Origin of the sequence: Bradyrhizobium sp. 482_C4_N1_8, from assembly GCF_052075965.1 — a bacterium.
Lineage (GTDB): Bacteria > Pseudomonadota > Alphaproteobacteria > Rhizobiales > Xanthobacteraceae > Bradyrhizobium > Bradyrhizobium barranii.
In genome coordinates, this window is sequence record NZ_CP197231.1 from 52,934 (window position 1) to 69,043 (window position 16,110).

General features: G+C 64.9%; 14 protein-coding genes. 13 read left to right on the forward strand and 1 reads right to left on the reverse strand.

Annotated features, from left to right (window positions below):
* Positions 1 to 61: 61 nt before the first annotated feature.
* The 7 genes from AB7Z56_RS00225 to trmB all read left to right on the forward strand — a co-directional run bounded on the left by AB7Z56_RS00225 (position 62) and on the right by trmB (position 6,942).
* Positions 62 to 1,057 (forward strand): PhoH family protein, encoded by a 996-nt coding sequence (locus AB7Z56_RS00225; protein ID WP_063980131.1) that lies wholly within the window; start codon positions 62 to 64, stop codon positions 1,055 to 1,057.
* Positions 1,058 to 1,139: 82 nt separating this feature from the next.
* Positions 1,140 to 1,628 carry an rRNA maturation RNase YbeY gene (ybeY, locus tag AB7Z56_RS00230; RefSeq protein ID WP_223153827.1) on the forward strand — a complete coding sequence of 163 codons (489 nt, stop codon included), beginning with the start codon at positions 1,140 to 1,142 and terminating at the stop codon, positions 1,626 to 1,628.
* Between the two features lies 1 nt (position 1,629).
* Positions 1,630 to 2,748, forward strand: a complete 1,119-nt coding sequence (locus tag AB7Z56_RS00235) for a hemolysin family protein (RefSeq protein ID WP_063980132.1) — start codon at positions 1,630 to 1,632, stop codon at positions 2,746 to 2,748.
* Positions 2,745 to 4,358 (forward strand): apolipoprotein N-acyltransferase, encoded by a 1,614-nt coding sequence (lnt, locus tag AB7Z56_RS00240; RefSeq protein ID WP_063980133.1) that lies wholly within the window; start codon positions 2,745 to 2,747, stop codon positions 4,356 to 4,358. The genes AB7Z56_RS00235 and lnt overlap by 4 nt, the downstream gene beginning before the upstream one ends.
* Positions 4,359 to 4,577: 219 nt before the next feature.
* Positions 4,578 to 4,991: a helix-turn-helix domain-containing protein gene (locus AB7Z56_RS00245; RefSeq protein WP_008131807.1), complete on the forward strand. Its 414-nt coding sequence runs from the start codon at positions 4,578 to 4,580 to the stop codon at positions 4,989 to 4,991.
* A gap of 86 nt (positions 4,992 to 5,077) precedes the next feature.
* On the forward strand, positions 5,078 to 6,235 hold the full coding sequence (locus AB7Z56_RS00250) for a M20 family metallopeptidase (RefSeq protein WP_283017888.1): 1,158 nt from the start codon (positions 5,078 to 5,080) through the stop codon (positions 6,233 to 6,235).
* Positions 6,232 to 6,942: a tRNA (guanosine(46)-N7)-methyltransferase TrmB gene (trmB, locus tag AB7Z56_RS00255; RefSeq protein WP_441256134.1), complete on the forward strand. Its 711-nt coding sequence runs from the start codon at positions 6,232 to 6,234 to the stop codon at positions 6,940 to 6,942. The genes AB7Z56_RS00250 and trmB overlap by 4 nt, the downstream gene beginning before the upstream one ends.
* A 134-nt stretch (positions 6,943 to 7,076) precedes the next feature.
* Here the strand turns inward: trmB and AB7Z56_RS00260 are convergent, their stop codons facing one another.
* Positions 7,077 to 8,159 (reverse strand): DUF2336 domain-containing protein, encoded by a 1,083-nt coding sequence (locus tag AB7Z56_RS00260; protein ID WP_063980136.1) that lies wholly within the window; start codon positions 8,157 to 8,159, stop codon positions 7,077 to 7,079.
* Positions 8,160 to 8,546: 387 nt separating this feature from the next.
* Between AB7Z56_RS00260 and rimP the strand changes: the two genes are divergently transcribed.
* From rimP to truB, 6 genes are all read left to right on the forward strand, one after another.
* Positions 8,547 to 9,305, forward strand: coding sequence for a ribosome maturation factor RimP (rimP, locus tag AB7Z56_RS00265; protein ID WP_063980137.1), 759 nt, complete (start codon positions 8,547 to 8,549; stop codon positions 9,303 to 9,305).
* Between the two features lie 2 nt (positions 9,306 to 9,307).
* Positions 9,308 to 10,918: a transcription termination factor NusA gene (gene nusA, locus AB7Z56_RS00270; RefSeq protein WP_028150578.1), complete on the forward strand. Its 1,611-nt coding sequence runs from the start codon at positions 9,308 to 9,310 to the stop codon at positions 10,916 to 10,918.
* A gap of 23 nt (positions 10,919 to 10,941) precedes the next feature.
* Complete coding sequence (locus tag AB7Z56_RS00275) at positions 10,942 to 11,625, forward strand: RNA-binding protein (protein ID WP_063980138.1); 684 nt, start codon at positions 10,942 to 10,944, stop codon at positions 11,623 to 11,625.
* 72 nt (positions 11,626 to 11,697) lie between these two features.
* Positions 11,698 to 14,406 carry a translation initiation factor IF-2 gene (gene infB, locus AB7Z56_RS00280; protein ID WP_063980139.1) on the forward strand — a complete coding sequence of 903 codons (2,709 nt, stop codon included), beginning with the start codon at positions 11,698 to 11,700 and terminating at the stop codon, positions 14,404 to 14,406.
* Between the two features lie 156 nt (positions 14,407 to 14,562).
* Entirely contained in the window at positions 14,563 to 14,994 is a 432-nt protein-coding gene (gene rbfA, locus AB7Z56_RS00285; RefSeq protein WP_063980140.1) for a 30S ribosome-binding factor RbfA, read from the forward strand.
* On the forward strand, positions 14,991 to 16,109 hold the full coding sequence (gene truB, locus AB7Z56_RS00290; RefSeq protein ID WP_063980141.1) for a tRNA pseudouridine(55) synthase TruB: 1,119 nt from the start codon (positions 14,991 to 14,993) through the stop codon (positions 16,107 to 16,109). The genes rbfA and truB overlap by 4 nt, the downstream gene beginning before the upstream one ends.
* The last annotated feature ends 1 nt before the right edge of the window (position 16,110 follow it).

Genomic DNA, 16,110 nt, shown 5'->3' on the forward strand with positions numbered 1-16,110 from the left:
CTTGCCAAAAAGCGCATCGGATTCGTCTTCGTTCGCTCCCAGCCGCAAATTTGACCGCGACATGCAAGTTCCGCCCGAGACCCAGGTCGTCATCGACTTCGACGACAACCGCGCCGCATCCGCGTTGGTCGGCCCCTACGGCCAGCATCTCGCCCAGATCGAGCGGCGGCTCGGCGTCGTGGTCGACTCCAAGGGCAACCACATCACCATCGGCGGCACGCGCGACGGCTGCGACGCCGCGCGCCGCGTGCTGGAGACACTCTACGCGCAGGCCGTGAAGGGGCAGGATCTCGACCAGGGCGAAGTCGAAGGCGCGATCCGCGCCGTGATCGCACAGGGCTCGCTGTTCGAATTCGACGCCAAATCGGCCAAATCCACCTTCGACAGCATCAATTTGCGCAAGCGCCCGGTGCGCGCACGCACTGCCGCGCAGGATTCCTACATCCGCGCGCTGAAGCGCCACGAGCTGGTGTTCGGCATCGGCCCCGCCGGCACCGGCAAGACCTGGCTCGCGGTCGCGCATGCCGCGCAGCTGTTCGAGCGCAAGGAAGTCGACAAGATCATCCTGTCGCGTCCGGCGGTCGAGGCCGGCGAGCGGCTCGGCTTTTTGCCCGGCGATCTCCGCGAGAAGGTCGATCCGTATCTCCGTCCGATCTACGACGCGCTTTACGATCTCATGGACGCGCGCATCGTCGAGCGGGCGCTCCAGACCGGCGAGATCGAGATCGCGCCGCTCGCCTTCATGCGCGGCCGCACGCTGACCAACGCCGCGATCATCCTGGACGAGGCGCAGAACACCACGTCTATGCAGATGAAGATGTTCTTGACCCGTCTCGGCGAGAACAGCCGCATGATCGTGACCGGCGATCCCTCGCAGATCGACCTGCCGAACGGCCAGACTTCGGGCCTTGCGGAAGCGACGCGCCTGCTGGGCGGCGTCGAAGGTATTGCACAAGTTCATTTCAAAGCCGAGGACGTGATCCGCCACGAGCTCGTGGCACGAATCGTCTCTGCCTATGAGGGGCAGCCGCAGCGGCCGGCCGCCGGTAAATCCTGACGAGACAACAACCGGACCATACGGGCGCGGACAGGGCGTCCTTTGGTTCCGAACAGACAAGATGTCACATCCAAACCTTCCCATGACCGAGGTCCTCGTCGTTGCCGATTGCTGGCAGCGCGAACCCGATTCCGAAGCGGTGATCCAGCGTGCGGTGGCGGCCGCCGCCGAGAGTGTCGACGAGGACGTTGCCGACGCCGAAGTGGCCGTGATGCTGACCGATGATGCCGGTATCCGTACGCTCAACAGCAACTGGCGCGGCATCGACAAGCCGACCAACGTGCTGTCGTTTCCCGCGCTCCAGCCGGAGGGCGAGTGGAAGGAAGGCGATGCGCCGCGCATGCTCGGCGACATCGCGATCGCCTACGAGACCATGCGGCGCGAGGCGGACGAGGAACAGAAGCCGTTCGATCATCATTTGAGCCATCTCGCCGTGCATGGTTTCCTGCACCTGGTCGGCTACGATCACGAGAACGATGGCGACGCGGAGGAGATGGAAGCGCTCGAACGAGAGATCCTGTCTCATCTCGGCATACCCGATCCCTATGCAGACCGCCCGGGGACGCATTGAGATGCCCGATTCCGACCCTATTCACGACAATCCGCGCAATACCGCCAATTTGCCGGTCGTGGTGACATCAGGCGAGGTGATGCGGCCGACCGCGGAAGGCTGGCTGCTGCGTGCCATTCGCACCCTGTTCGGCTGGAAGGCGGGATCGGTGCGCGACGATCTCCAGGTCGTGCTCGATGCCACGACGCCTGACGACACCGGCTTCTCGACCGTCGAGCGCACCATGTTGCGCAACATCCTCGGTCTGCACGAGCGCCGCATCGCCGACGTCATGGTGCATCGTGCCGACATCATCGCGGTGAAGCGCGACATCCCGCTCGGCGAATTGATGGACCGCTTCGAGAGCGCCGGCCATTCGCGTCTCGTCGTCTACAACGAGACGCTGGACGACCCCGTCGGCATCGTCCACATCCGCGATCTGCTCGCTTTCATGACCGCGCGCGCACGGGTGTCCGAGGCCACGAAAACCAAGCGCAAGAAACCGCTGCCGGCCGGCCTCGACCTGCGTACGGTCGACCTGGCGCTACCGCTGCAGGATGCGCGCATCATCCGCAAGCTGCTCTACGTGCCGCCGTCGATGCGGGCGATCGACCTGCTGGCGCAGATGCAGGCGACGCGCATTCATCTGGCGCTGGTGGTCGACGAATATGGCGGCAGCGACGGACTGGTTTCGCTCGAGGACATCGTCGAGCAGATCGTCGGCGAGATCGACGACGAGCATGACAGCGACGAGCCGCCCTCGATCGTGCGGCTGCCCGACAACGCCTTCATTGCAGACGCCCGCGCCAGCCTCGACGACGTCCGCACGGTGATCGGAGAGGATTTCGTCACCGGCGAGGCGGGTGAGGAAGTCGAGACGCTCGGCGGCTATCTCGTCAGCTTCGTCGGGCGCCTGCCGGTGCGCGGCGAGGTGATCTCCGGCCCCGGCCATTACGAGATCGAGGTGCTCGATGCCGATCCGCGCCGCGTCAAGCGGCTGCGCATCTCGACACGGAAGGAGCGCCCTGCGCCGCGTACCCAGCGCGAGAGCCGCCGCCGCGAAGCCACGCCGGAGAGCGGTCAACCGCCTTCCAGCGACACGCCCGTCCCGCCGCCAAGCGACGGGACCGGTTCGCAGTGAGCCCGTTCCAGCGGTTTCGGCAGATTGCGCTTGCCATCATCCTCACCTGGGGATGGAAGCGTGCGCTCATCGCGATGGGATGCGGTGCGCTGTCGGTGCTGGCGCTGGCGCCATTCAATGTCTTTCCGGTGCTGTTCATCACCTTCCCGGTGCTGGTCTGGCTGATCGACGGCGCGGGCGCCGGACGATATCGCGGCGTCCCTGCCGCGGCACTGACGGGCTATTGGTTCGGGCTCGGCTATTTCGTCCCCGGCCTCTACTGGATCGGCTACGCCTTCTTCGTCGACGCCGACGTGTTCGCGTGGCTGACGCCGTTCGCCGTGCTTGGCCTGCCGGCCTATCTCTCCATCTTCACCGCGATCGGATTCGCGCTGGCCCGCCTGCTCTGGACCAAGGATGCCACGCGCATCCTCGCGCTCGCCGCAAGTCTCACCATCGCCGAATGGCTGCGTGGTCACGCATTGACCGGTTTCCCCTGGAACGCGTTCGGCTATGCCCTGTCAGAGCCGCTGCCGCTGGCGCAGACAGCGTCGCTGATCGGCCTGTGGGGCATGACGTTCCTTAGCGTTGCGATCTTCGCAAGCCCGGCGGCGCTGATCGACCGTACGCCCGATCGCCGCCCGGCATGGCGCGCGCCGGCTGCTGCGATTGCCCTTCTGATTGTCATGAGCATCTTCGGCGCGATCCGCCTGTCGCTGCATCCGACCACGATGGTCGCGGGCGCGAAGCTGCGCCTGATGCAGCCGGACCTCCAGCAGGACGCGAAATTCAACTACGCCGCCAAGGCGGAGGTGATGAAGAAATACCTGGCGCTGTCGGACCGCGCCTCGGGGCCGCAATCGACCGGCGTGCGCGATGCCACCATCCTGATCTGGCCGGAATCCGCCTTTCCGTTCTTCCTGACCCGCGAAGCCGACGCGATGGCGCAGATCGCCGAGCTGCTGCCGAAGGGTACGGTGCTGATCACGGGCTCGGTTCGCGCCCCCGACCTGCCGCGGGGCACGCCGATCACGCGCGCCTACAACTCGATCTACGTGATCGATCACGACGGCAGCGTGCTTTCGGTCTATGACAAGCTGCACCTCGTGCCGTTCGGCGAATTCCTGCCCTACCAGGACTTGATGGAGAAGCTCGGCTTTGAGCAACTCACGCGCGTGCGCGGCGGATTCATTCCGGGCAGCGTGCGACATGCGCTATCGGTGCCCGGCGCGCCGCCCGCGCTGCCGCTGATCTGTTACGAAGCAATTTTTCCAGGCGAGGTCGCCGGCCGCAATGAGCGTCCGGGCTGGATCGTGAACCTCACCAATGACGGCTGGTTCGGCATATCGACCGGTCCCTATCAGCATCTCGAGCAGGCCCGGATGCGTGCGATCGAGCTCGGATTGCCGCTGGTCCGGTCCGCCAATACCGGCGTGTCAGCGGTGATCGATCCGGTGGGACGAACCGTTGCCAGCCTCGGCCTCGGCGTCGAAGGCATTTTGGATGCAAACCTGCCCGCCGCAATTCCGCCGACCGTCTATGCGCGGGTGGGCGACGTGCCCGCAGCCATGCTCGTTGCGCTGGCCGTGTTTCTGGCGGTCCGCCGACGTGTTGCCAAACGGCACCCCTGATCACGCCTCGCGGCCGCCGCGACCGGAATCCTTTGACAACCGTAGTCCCACGGTTGACAGACTGCACGCGCCCTCCTCATTCTGCACCGGCTGCAAAAGACAGTGGGCGTTGCTAAATTTCTCCGCAATGTTTCCCAATAACAGGGTTTGATTTTGACGCTGCTGGCACCGGAGGCATTCTTGTGATTGCGCCGAAGGTGATGTTTGGAGGCTGAGGAAATGTCGAAAGCGCCCAACCCTGTTGACAAATATGTCGGCAGCCGCGTGCGTATGCGCCGCATCATGTTGGGCATGAGCCAGGAAAAGCTCGGTGAAGCTTTGGGCCTGACTTTCCAGCAGATCCAGAAGTACGAGAAGGGCACGAATCGCGTCGGCGCAAGCCGCATCCAGCAGATCGCCGAGATTCTGCAGGTGCCGGTGTCGTTCCTGTTCGAGGGCGGACCGAGCGGCGTAGCTGGCCCGGACGGCTTCGCCGAAGGCGCCTCGCCGTCGTATGTGTCGGACTTCCTCGCGACCTCCGAAGGTCTCGCTCTGACCAAGGCGTTCACCCGAATCACTGATTCGAAGATGCGCCGCTCGATCGTCGATCTCGTCGAGCAGATCGCCGCCCGCGAAGGTCCCGACAAACGCTGACGCGACGGCTCAATCCGATTTGAGACTGCGTCAAATCTGGCCTATGTCGTCATTTGCGGGCGCGTTTTTGGTGCGCGCCCTCTTCGATGATGCGGTTCAAAGGCACAGATGCGTTCATGACCAAGTCCAATTGGTTCGATTCACAAACTATTCTCGATGGCATCCGCCGCTGGGTGGAGATCGAGACGCCGACGGACACACCTGAACAGGTCAACAAGCTGATCTCCGTGGTCGCGGAGCAATACCGCGATCTGCCGGTTACGCTCGAGCGCGTCGCCGGCGTCGATGGCTGCGGCGATCATCTCGCTGCACGCTCGACCTGGGGCCAGGACCGGCCGGGCATTTTGGTGCTGAGCCACCTCGATACCGTTCATCCCATGGGATTCATCGAGCGCCTGCCGTTCAAGGTCGAGGGCGACAGCGCGTTCGGTCCCGGCATCTACGACATGAAGGGCGGCGCCTATATCGCCCATCACGCCTTTCGCGCGCTCTGCGCCGCCGGCGATCGCTCGCCGCTCGGCATCACCCATTTGTTCACCTCCGACGAGGAGATCGGCAGCCCGACCTCGCGCGCGCTGATCGAGGCGGAAGGGCGCAAGGCCAAATACGTGCTGGTGACGGAGCCCGCGCGCGACGGCGGCAAGATCGTCACCGGGCGCAAGGGCGTCGGACGATTCGAAGTATTCATCAAGGGTGTGCCCGCACATGCCGGCACGCGGCCCCAGGATGGCCGCAGCGCGATCCGCGAGCTTGCCAACGTCATCCTGGCGCTGGAAGCGATGAACGATCTGGCACGCGGCGTCACGGTGAATGTCGGCGTGGCACGCGGCGGCACGCGTCCCAACGTCACGCCGGAGGAGGCCTATGCCGAAGTCGACCTGCGCGTGCCGAGCTTTGCCGACGCGGAGGAGTTCGTCGGCAAGATCCTCGGGCTGAGGTCGAAGACGGATGGCGTCACGGTCAAGGTCACGGGCGGACTCAACCGTCCGCCCTACGAGAAGAGCAATGCAGGCGCCTCGCTGTACGAGCATGCGAAGTCGCTTGCCACCGAGATCGGCTTCGAGCTGATCGACACCCACACCGGCGGCGGCTCGGATGGCAATTTCACCGCCGCCCACACCGCAACGCTCGATGGACTCGGCGTCGACGGCAAGGGCGCACACACCCATTATGAGCAGATCTACCTCTCGTCGCTCGAACCCCGCGCGCGGCTGCTCCATCGCCTGTACCAGACGCTGCGATGAGCGAACGAAAATCAGATCCCGATCGCGATGACAGCGAACGCGCCTTCTTTGGGCGCCGCAAGGGCCACAAGCTCAGGCAGCACCAGGCCGAGCTGATCGATCATCTACTGCCGCATCTTTCACTCGACATCGAGGGCGAGAAGCCGGCGAATGCCAACGAGATCTTCGATCCCGCGGCCGACGATGTCCGGCTCGAGATCGGCTTCGGCGGCGGCGAGCATCTTGCGGCCGAGGCCCAGAACTTCGCCACGACCGGCTTCATCGGCTGCGAGCCCTATCTCAACGGCATGGCAAAGATCCTCGCGCAGATCGAGGCCGCCAACATCGGCAACATCCGCCTGTTCGCGGGCGATGCCGCCGAGCTCCTGGCCTGGCTGCCGCAGGCATCGCTGTCGCGGATCGACCTGATCCATCCCGATCCCTGGCCGAAGCGGCGGCACTGGAAGCGGCGCTTCGTCCAGGACCGCACCATCGCCGCGATGGCACGCGTGCTGAAGGCGGGCGGCGAATTCCGTTTCGTCTGCGATATCGACGATTACTGCGCGTGGACGCTGATGCATCTGTCGCGGTCGACGGATTTTCAGTGGCTCGCCCAATGCGCCGACGATTTCCGTCGGCCATGGGACGGCTACACCATGACGCGCTACGGCCGGAAGGCCACGCGCGAAGGGCGCAAGACCACATATCTGCGGTTCAGGCGCGCATAGATTCTTCGCGCGATCCATCGATAATCGTCATGCCCGGGCTTGTCCCGGGCATCCACGTACTTTCCTCCTGTGGGCAGCAAGAACGTGGATGGCCGGGACAAGCCCGGCCATGACGACGAAGATCCGTACTTTGATTAGATCGTCTGGCGGTTGCGCCAGAATTTCACGACGCGCTCGGCCGTTGACGGCATCAGGCGCGTGAAGTTCACGCGCGCCTGCTCGAGATCGGCATCAGCCGGCGTGCGATGCGGGCCGTACCACATCAGGATCAGCGCGCGCACCGTGGGCCAGCCGAGATTGAGCACGCGCCCCAGAATCAGAATCGGATCGTAGCGGTCGCCCGCGACCAGGCGATCGAGGATCGAGAGGCGGACACCGGACATCGCCGCGAGCGAGGCGATCGATTCCTCATATTTGAGCGCCTTGGCGAAGCCGAGCAGCGCGCTCTCGCCGAGATGACCCTCGCGATGCAAGGTCAGCACCGTGCGCTGTGCCGCCGAGAAATCGCGGCGCGGCCCCGGCGGCAGCGCGGCCTCCTCGATCGCCGCCATGGCGCGCTTGATCTCGACCTGGCGCACGGGATTGACCACGCTCGAGAGGCGGCGGCGGATGACGTCGAGCGTGCCGTCGAGCAGCTGTTTCAGGTGCTCGCCCGAGAGATCGTTGCGCTGGCCGATCTTGAGCGTCAGCACGCCGTCCTGCGACGCACGCTTGATCAGCTCGGAATAGCTGCCTTGCGAGAACTCCGCGCCGGCATTGCCCGCGGCGCGACGCACCACGTCGCGATCGCCGCGCTCGACCAGCACGTCGGTGATGGCGGCCGACAGTGCGGGGCGCTCGGTCATCGCCAGCAGATGGCCCTGACCCTTCAGCCGCGCGATCTCGACGAGAGCGGCGTCGTCGAGCACCGGCGAGCGGCGCAGCACAGGGCCCGCCACCATGATCTCGTTTTCGCGCGCGAGCTGGCTCACCAGATGCGGCGGCGCATTGTTCAGGCGCGAGAAGCGCTCGGCGAGGTCGACGCGCGAGGCAAGCTCGGCATGCGGAACGAGATCGATCAGCAGATTGTCGAAGAGATCGACGAGATCGGGACGGAGCTTCTCGGCGTCCTGGAAGAACAGTTGGGCGATGGCGCGCGCGATCTCACCGCGACGCCGGGGGTCGCCGCGTTTGACGATCTCGTCCAGTCCGGGAATGAGCGACGTGGCAGCGGTCATGAAAACGCAACTCGTACAGGGCACGCCGCGGGTGCGCCCTTGGTCCAAGCCGCCCCACAATCAGGGAATTTAGGCCTGCTAGATGAAGGAAGCGTTGCGCGGGGGGGGGCCACAGGCCGGGCGCAAAAAGCCTCGTCTTTCCCGCGATGGGCCTTGTCCGGGAGGACGGAAAGGGCTATATCAGCGCCAATTCATCTTCTCATACGATCCGCGTAGTGAGAGTGGGCCCGAAAGGACCCGCTCTTTTTTATTACCTGAACGCGGCTTGGTTGAAGATATGCGGCCCGGCGAGCTGCCGGGATAAAGAGTTCCGAAACAGGCTCTGCAGATCCTAACCTGTTCAAGTCCTTAACCAAGCCTTAACCATCGAGCGCCTTGACCCCTGATATGACCGAACCGAACACTGGTTCCACGGATGCCGAGTTGCTGGCCGAGCCGAGGCTCGTGGTCGAGCCGGGCGTGGCGGCACGTGTGTCTGCGGTCGCAGGTCCGGTGCTCGAGGGCATGGGCTACCGCCTGGTGCGGATCCGCATCTCCGGCGAGGCCGGCTGCACCGTGCAGATCATGGCCGAGCGGCCGGACGGCTCGATGCAGCTCGAGGATTGCGAAGCGATCTCGCGGGCGCTGTCGCCCGTGCTCGACGTCGCGGACCCCATCGACCGCGCTTATCGGCTGGAAATCTCCTCGCCGGGGATCGACCGTCCGCTGGTGCGCCGCTCGGATTTCGAGCGCTATTCCGGCTATCTGGTGAAGATCGACATGGCGGTCGCCCATGAGGGGCGGAAGCGGTTCCGTGGCATGCTTGGTGCCGTCGAAGGCGACCGCGTGCACCTGCATCGCGACGACGTCAAGGCGAACGATAATCCCGACGTTCTCCTGACGATGGAAGACATCGGTGAGGCACGCTTGGTGCTGACCGACGAGCTGATCGCGGAATCCATGCGCCGCGGCAAGGCCGAGGAGCGCCAGATGCGCCGCGATCTCGGCATCGAGCCGCCGGCTGCACCGCACGCGGAAATCAGTGCGAAGATCACCAAGAACACCAAGCCGCAAAAAAAGAAGCCGGCACCGACCAATACGAAGAAGCACCGCCTGGCCGCCGAACGCGCGCGGCGGGGCGAGATCGAGCCTGACGAAGGAGACTAGCCATGGCAGTCAGCGCCAATCGACTTGAATTGCTCCAGATCGCCGATGCCGTCGCGCGCGAGAAATCGATCGACCGCGGCATCGTCATCGCGGCAATGGAAGACGCCATCGCCAAGGCGGCACGGGCACGTTACGGCAGCGAGACTGACGTTCATGCCGAGATCGACCCGAAGAAGGGCGAGCTGCGGCTGTCGCGCCACATGCTGGTGGTCGAGAAGGTCGAAAATCATTCCAACCAGATCTCGCTGGTGGATGCGCAGCGCGCCAATCCCGGCGCCCAGGTCGGTGACACCATCGCCGATACGCTGCCGCCGCTGGAATATGGCCGCATCGCCGCGCAATCGGCCAAGCAGGTGATCGTGCAGAAGGTGCGCGAGGCCGAGCGCGACCGGCAATATCAGGAATTCAAGGACCGCATCGGCGACATCGTCAACGGCGTCGTCAAGCGCGTCGAATATGGCAGCGTGATCGTCGACCTCGGCCGCGGTGAAGCCATCATCCGCCGCGACGAGATGCTGCCGCGCGAAGTGTTCCGCAACGGCGACCGCGTCCGCGCCTACATCTTCGACGTCCGCCGCGAGACCCGCGGCCCGCAGATCTTCCTCTCCCGCACCCATCCGCAGTTCATGGCGAAGCTGTTCGCGCAGGAAGTGCCTGAGATCTATGACGGCATCGTCGAGATCAAGGCGGTGGCCCGCGATCCCGGCTCGCGCGCGAAAATCGGCGTGATTTCCCGCGATTCCTCGGTCGATCCGGTCGGCGCTTGCGTCGGTATGCGCGGCTCGCGCGTGCAGGCGGTGGTGAACGAGCTGCAGGGCGAGAAGATCGACATCATTCCGTGGTCGCCCGACATCGCGACCTTCGTGGTCAACGCGCTGGCGCCGGCCGAAGTCTCCAAGGTCGTCATCGACGAAGACCGCGAGCGCATCGAGGTCGTCGTGCCCGACACCAACAACCAGCTCTCGCTGGCGATCGGCCGCCGCGGCCAGAACGTGCGTCTGGCCTCGCAGCTCACCGGCTGGGACATCGACATCCTGACCGAGCAGGAGGAATCGGAGCGCCGCCAGGCCGACTTCGAGAACTCCACCCGCGTCTTCATGGAATCGCTCAATGTCGACGAGGTGGTCGGCCAGCTGCTGGCGTCCGAAGGCTTCACCTCGGTCGAGGAACTCGCGATGGTGGACCTCAAGGAACTCGCCGGCATCGAAGGCTTCGACGAGGAGACCGCGCAAGAGCTCCAGAACCGTGCCCGCGAATATCTCGAGCAGCAGGAGGCCGAGATCGAGGCCAAGCGCAAGGAGCTCGGTGTCGAGGACGCCGTCAAGGACGTGCCGGGCGTCACCTCCAAGATGCTGGTCAAGTTCGGCGAGAACGACATCAAGACCGTCGAAGACCTCGCCGGCTGCGCCACTGACGATCTGGTCGGCTGGACCGAGCGCAAGGAAGGCGGCGAGCAGACCAAATTCCCTGGTGCGCTCGACGGTATCGAGATCTCCCGTGACGATGCCGAAGCCATGATCATGCAGGCCCGCGTCAAAGCCGGCTGGATCACCGAAGCCGATCTCGCGAAGCCCGCCGAAGAGGCCGAGGCGACCGAAGATCAGCCGGCTTAAGGACGAAGGAGAATGTCGCCCGGATGCTCGCAGATACTGACCACGATCTCGACCATGGACCGCGGACCGAAAGGTCCGCGACCATGCGGATGTGCGCGGTCAGTCGCGAGGTCCGGCCGATCGACGAGCTGATCCGCTTCGTCATTTCGCCGCAAGGCGACATAGTTCCCGATCTCAAGCGCAAGCTGCCCGGACGCGGCATGTGGGTCACCGCCTCGCGCGAGGTGGTTGCGGAAGCCGTGCGGCGTCACCAATTTAGCAAAGCCTTCAAGCGCGAGCTGCGCACTCCCCAGACGCTTCCCGCCGACATCGAGGCGCTCCTGGTTCGGAGTGTGACGGAAGCCCTTGGGATTGCCGCCAAGGCGGGCCAGATTGTGGCCGGCTTCGGCAAGGTCGAAAGCGCCCTGCGGGAAGGCACGGCCGAGGTCCTGATCCATGCCAGCGACGGGGCCGCGGACGGAATCCGCAAATTGGACATGCTGGCACGTCAAAATGACGGGAATCGCGGCGCCAAGCCGCAGATTCCCGTCGTCACTGCGTTGAAATCGATAGAATTGGATTTGGCACTTACCCGGTCAAATGTGATACATGCTGCCCTGCTCGCGGGCCCGGCGAGCAAGTCATTCCTGTCACGTAGCCAGATGCTGGTCCGATACCGGATGGCGGACGATGACAAGACTGCCGAAAAGCCCGGCCAGGATTTCTGAGAGACAACGACGACCCGATAGGACGGTGCGGCAACGCACAACGTTAACAAAGATCAGGATTAGGACTGCTGAATGGTTGATACCAAGACCCCTGACGACAAGAAGCTGAGCGTTCCGAGCAAGACGCTATCGCTCAAGCCGCGCGTCGAAACGGGCACTGTGCGTCAGAGCTTCAGCCATGGCCGCAGCAAGCAGGTCGTGGTCGAGAAGCGCGGCAAGCGCCGCGTCGACGGCAGCCCCGAACCGCAAGCTCCCGCGGTTGTTGCAAAGCCGGCACCGGCCGCGCCTGCTCCCGCTCCGGCACGCCCGGCTCCGCCGCGCAACGCCGGCTCCGGCGTGGTGCTGCGCACGCTGACCGAGGACGAACGTTCCGCCCGCGCCAGCGCGCTGGCCGACGCCAAGGTGCGCGAAGTCGAAGAGCGCCGCCAGGCCGAAGACGAAGCCCAGCGCCGCGCTGTCCGCGAAGCCGCCGAACGCGTCGAGCGCGAAGCCGCCGAGGCCCGCCGCAAGGCCGAGGATGAGCGCCACCGCCACGAAGAGGAAGCCAAGCGCAAGGCCGAAACCGAGGCCAAGAAGCGTTTTGGCGAAGGCGAACAGCCGGCGTCAGCCGCGCGCCCTGCAACTGCCGCCCCGGCCGCTCCCACGCCACGTCCTGGCGCGCCCGCAGCACGCCCCGGCACCACCACGACCACGGCACGCCCGGGAACAACCACCGCGCGCCCTGGAACGACCACCGCGAGGCCGGGAGGCGGCCCGTTGGGTCGCGCTCCCGCGGTCGCAGCCGGACCGGACGAGGACGATGGTCCGCGCCAGATCCGTCGCGGTCCCGGCGGCGCCGCGCGTCCTGTGGTAGCCCCCAAGCCCACCCACAAACCCGGCCCGCAGAAGGAGCGCGGTCGCCTGACGGTCGTGACCGCATTCAATGCCGACGACGTGCGCGAGCGCTCGATCGCCTCGTTCCGCCGCCGCACTCAGCGCCTGAAGGGCCATGCCGCGAACGAGCCGAAGGAAAAGCTCATCCGCGAGGTGGTCATTCCGGAAGCGATCACCATCCAGGAGCTCGCCAACCGCATGGCCGAGCGCGCGGTGGAAATCATCCGCATGCTGATGAAGCAGGGCGCGATTCACAAGATCACCGACGTGATCGACGCCGACACTGCGCAGCTGATCGCCGAAGAGCTTGGTCACACCGTCAAGCGCGTTGCCGCGTCCGACGTTGAAGAAGGCCTGTTCGACGCCACCGACGATTCCACCGACACCGAGACGCGTTCGCCCGTCGTGACCGTGATGGGTCACGTCGACCACGGCAAGACCTCGCTGCTCGACGCGCTCCGCCATGCCAACGTCGTCTCCGGCGAAGCCGGCGGCATCACCCAGCATATCGGCGCCTATCAGGTGCTGTCGCCCGAAAGCGGCAAGAAGATCACCTTCATCGACACGCCCGGCCACGCCGCGTTCACCGCGATGCGCGCCCGCGGCGCCAAGGTGACCGACATCGTCGTGCTGGTGGTTGCTGCCGATGACGGCGTCATGCCGCAGACGATCGAAGCCATCAACCACGCCAAGGCGGCGCGGGTCCCGATCATCGTTGCCATCAACAAGATCGACAAGCCCGATGCGAAGCCCGAGCGCGTGCGCACCGAGCTGCTCCAGCACGAGGTGCAGGTCGAATCCTTCGGCGGCGAAGTCGTCGACGTCGAAGTGTCAGCCAAGAACAAGACCAATCTCGACAAGCTGCTCGAGATGATCGCGCTCCAGGCCGACATCCTCGACCTGAAGACCAATTCGGAGCGTCCGGCCGAAGGCACCGTGATCGAAGCCAAGCTCGATCGCGGCCGTGGCCCGGTCGCGACCGTGCTGGTCCAGCGCGGCACGCTTCGTGTCGGTGACATCATTGTCGCCGGCGCCGAGATGGGCCGCGTCCGCGCGCTGATCTCGGATCAGGGCGAGACGGTGCATGAGGCCGGTCCTTCGGTTCCGGTCGAGGTGCTCGGCTTCAACGGTCCGCCGGAGGCCGGCGATCGTCTCGCGGTGGTCGAGAACGAAGCCCGCGCCCGCCAGGTCACCAGCTATCGCGCGCACCAGAAGCGCGAGAACGCGGCTGCCTCGATCTCCGGCATGCGCGGCTCGCTCGAGCAGATGATGTCGCAATTGAAGACGGCGGGCCGCAAGGAATTCCCGCTGATCATCAAGGCCGACGTGCAAGGCTCGCTGGAAGCGATCCTCGGCTCGCTGGAGAAGCTCGGCACCGATGAAGTCGCAGCCCGCATCCTGCATGCCGGCGTCGGCGGCATCTCGGAATCGGACGTGACGCTCGCGGAAGGCTTCAACGCCGCGATCATCGGCTTCTCGGTTCGTGCCAACAAGGAGGCGGCTGCGGCCGCCAAGCGCAACGGCATCGAGATCCGCTACTACAACATCATCTACGACCTCGTGGACGACGTGAAGAAGGCGATGAGCGGCCTGCTCGCGCCGACCCTGCGTGAAACCATGCTGGGCAATGCCGCGATCCTGGAGATCTTCAACATCTCCAAGGTCGGCAAGGTTGCCGGCTGCCGCGTCACCGACGGCACCGTGGAACGCGGCGCCAATGTGCGCCTGATCCGCGACAACGTCGTCGTGCACGAAGGCAAGCTGTCGACGCTGAAGCGCTTCAAGGACGAAGTGAAGGAAGTCCAGTCCGGTCAGGAGTGCGGCATGGCCTTCGAGAACTACCACGACATGCGTGCCGGTGACGTGATCGAGTGTTATCGCGTGGAGACGATCCAGCGCTCCCTGTAAGTCCAAATCTTACCGAAGCGCCCGGATCTTTTTGAGCTGAAATTGCGGGAGTGCGATGGCCGGATTTATTCCGGCCATCCGCGCCGCATTCGTTTCAACAGGACAAATGACAATGCTCGTGTCCCAAACGCGGGCACGACGAGGTGATTTTCAACCATGCCCCGCCACCATCAGAAGAAAAGTTCCGCGCCGGGCGGCTCGCAACGCCAGTTGCGTGTCGGCGAGCAGGTTCGCCACGCGATGGCCGAGATTCTGGCGCAAGGCAATGTGCATGATGTGGACCTCGAAGGTCACATCATCACCGTGCCGGAGGTTCGGATGTCGCCCGACCTGAAGCTCGCAACGGTTTACGTGATGCCGCTCGGTGGCCGCGACACCGAGGTCATCATCGCTGCGCTCGAGCGCAACAAGAAATTCCTGCGCGGCGAAGTCGCGCGGCGCGTTAACCTGAAATTTGCACCTGACCTTCGTTTCCGCGTCGACGAACGATTCGACGAAGCGGAACGGATCGAGAAGCTTTTGCGAACACCTGCGGTGCAGAAGGACCTGGAACAGGATCCGGATTCGGATCGGGAAGAAGAGCGATGACGATGGACCCGGCTCACGGCACGATCGGCGGCGAAGAGACCGATCAGCGCGACGTGCAGAAAAATAATTTTGCGGATCTCGGCGGCGATTCGCAGCCGCATCAGGAGCCGCGCCGCGTCAACAACGATCCCCGCGCCAACAAGCAGAAGGGCAACCAGCCGCGCCGCGACCGCCGCGACGTCCATGGCTGGGTCGTGCTCGACAAGCCGATCGGCATGACCTCGACGCAAGCCGTCGCCGTGCTCAAGCGCCTGTTCAACGCCAAGCGCGCGGGACACGCCGGCACGCTCGACCCGCTCGCCTCCGGCGGCCTGCCGATTGCGCTCGGCGAGGCCACCAAGACCGTTCCCTTCGTGATGGACGGCCGCAAGCGCTACCAGTTCACCGTGTGCTGGGGCGAGGAGCGCGACACCGATGATATCGAGGGCCGGGTCACCGCGACCTCCGACCAGCGCCCGACCCAGGAGGCCATCCTGGCCCTGCTGCCCCGCTTCACCGGGGTGATCGAGCAGATCCCGCCGCGCTATTCCGCGATCAAGGTCCAGGGCGAGCGCGCCTACGACCTCGCCCGCGACGGCGAGGTTGTGGAACTGGCCCCCCGTCCCGTCGAAATTCATCATTTAACCCTTGTGGATCAACCGGATAGCGACCGGGCAGTGTTCGAGGCGGAGTGCGGCAAGGGCACCTATGTCCGGGCGCTGGCCCGCGATATGGGCCGGATTCTCGGCACTTACGGCCACATCTGCGCGCTGCGGCGGACCCTGGTCGGCCCATTTGACGAGAACGACATGATTCCGCTGGATCAGTTGGAGGCTTTATGCGATAGAGCCGCGTCCGGCGAGGGCAGCCTCGCCGACGCGCTTATGCCCGTTGAGACCGCGCTGGACGACATCCCGGCACTGGCCGTCACTCGGGCTGATGCGGCAAGGCTCCATCGGGGCCAGGCCGTTTTATTGCGCGGACGGGATGCGCCCACTAGTAGCGGCACAGTCTATGTCACGGTGGCAGGCCGTCTATTGGCGCTTGCTGAAGTCGGCAACGGCGAAATCATCCCCAAGCGTGTGTTCAACCTGACCGGTCTGACTGCCAGCACCGGTCGCAACGAGAGAAATTGAC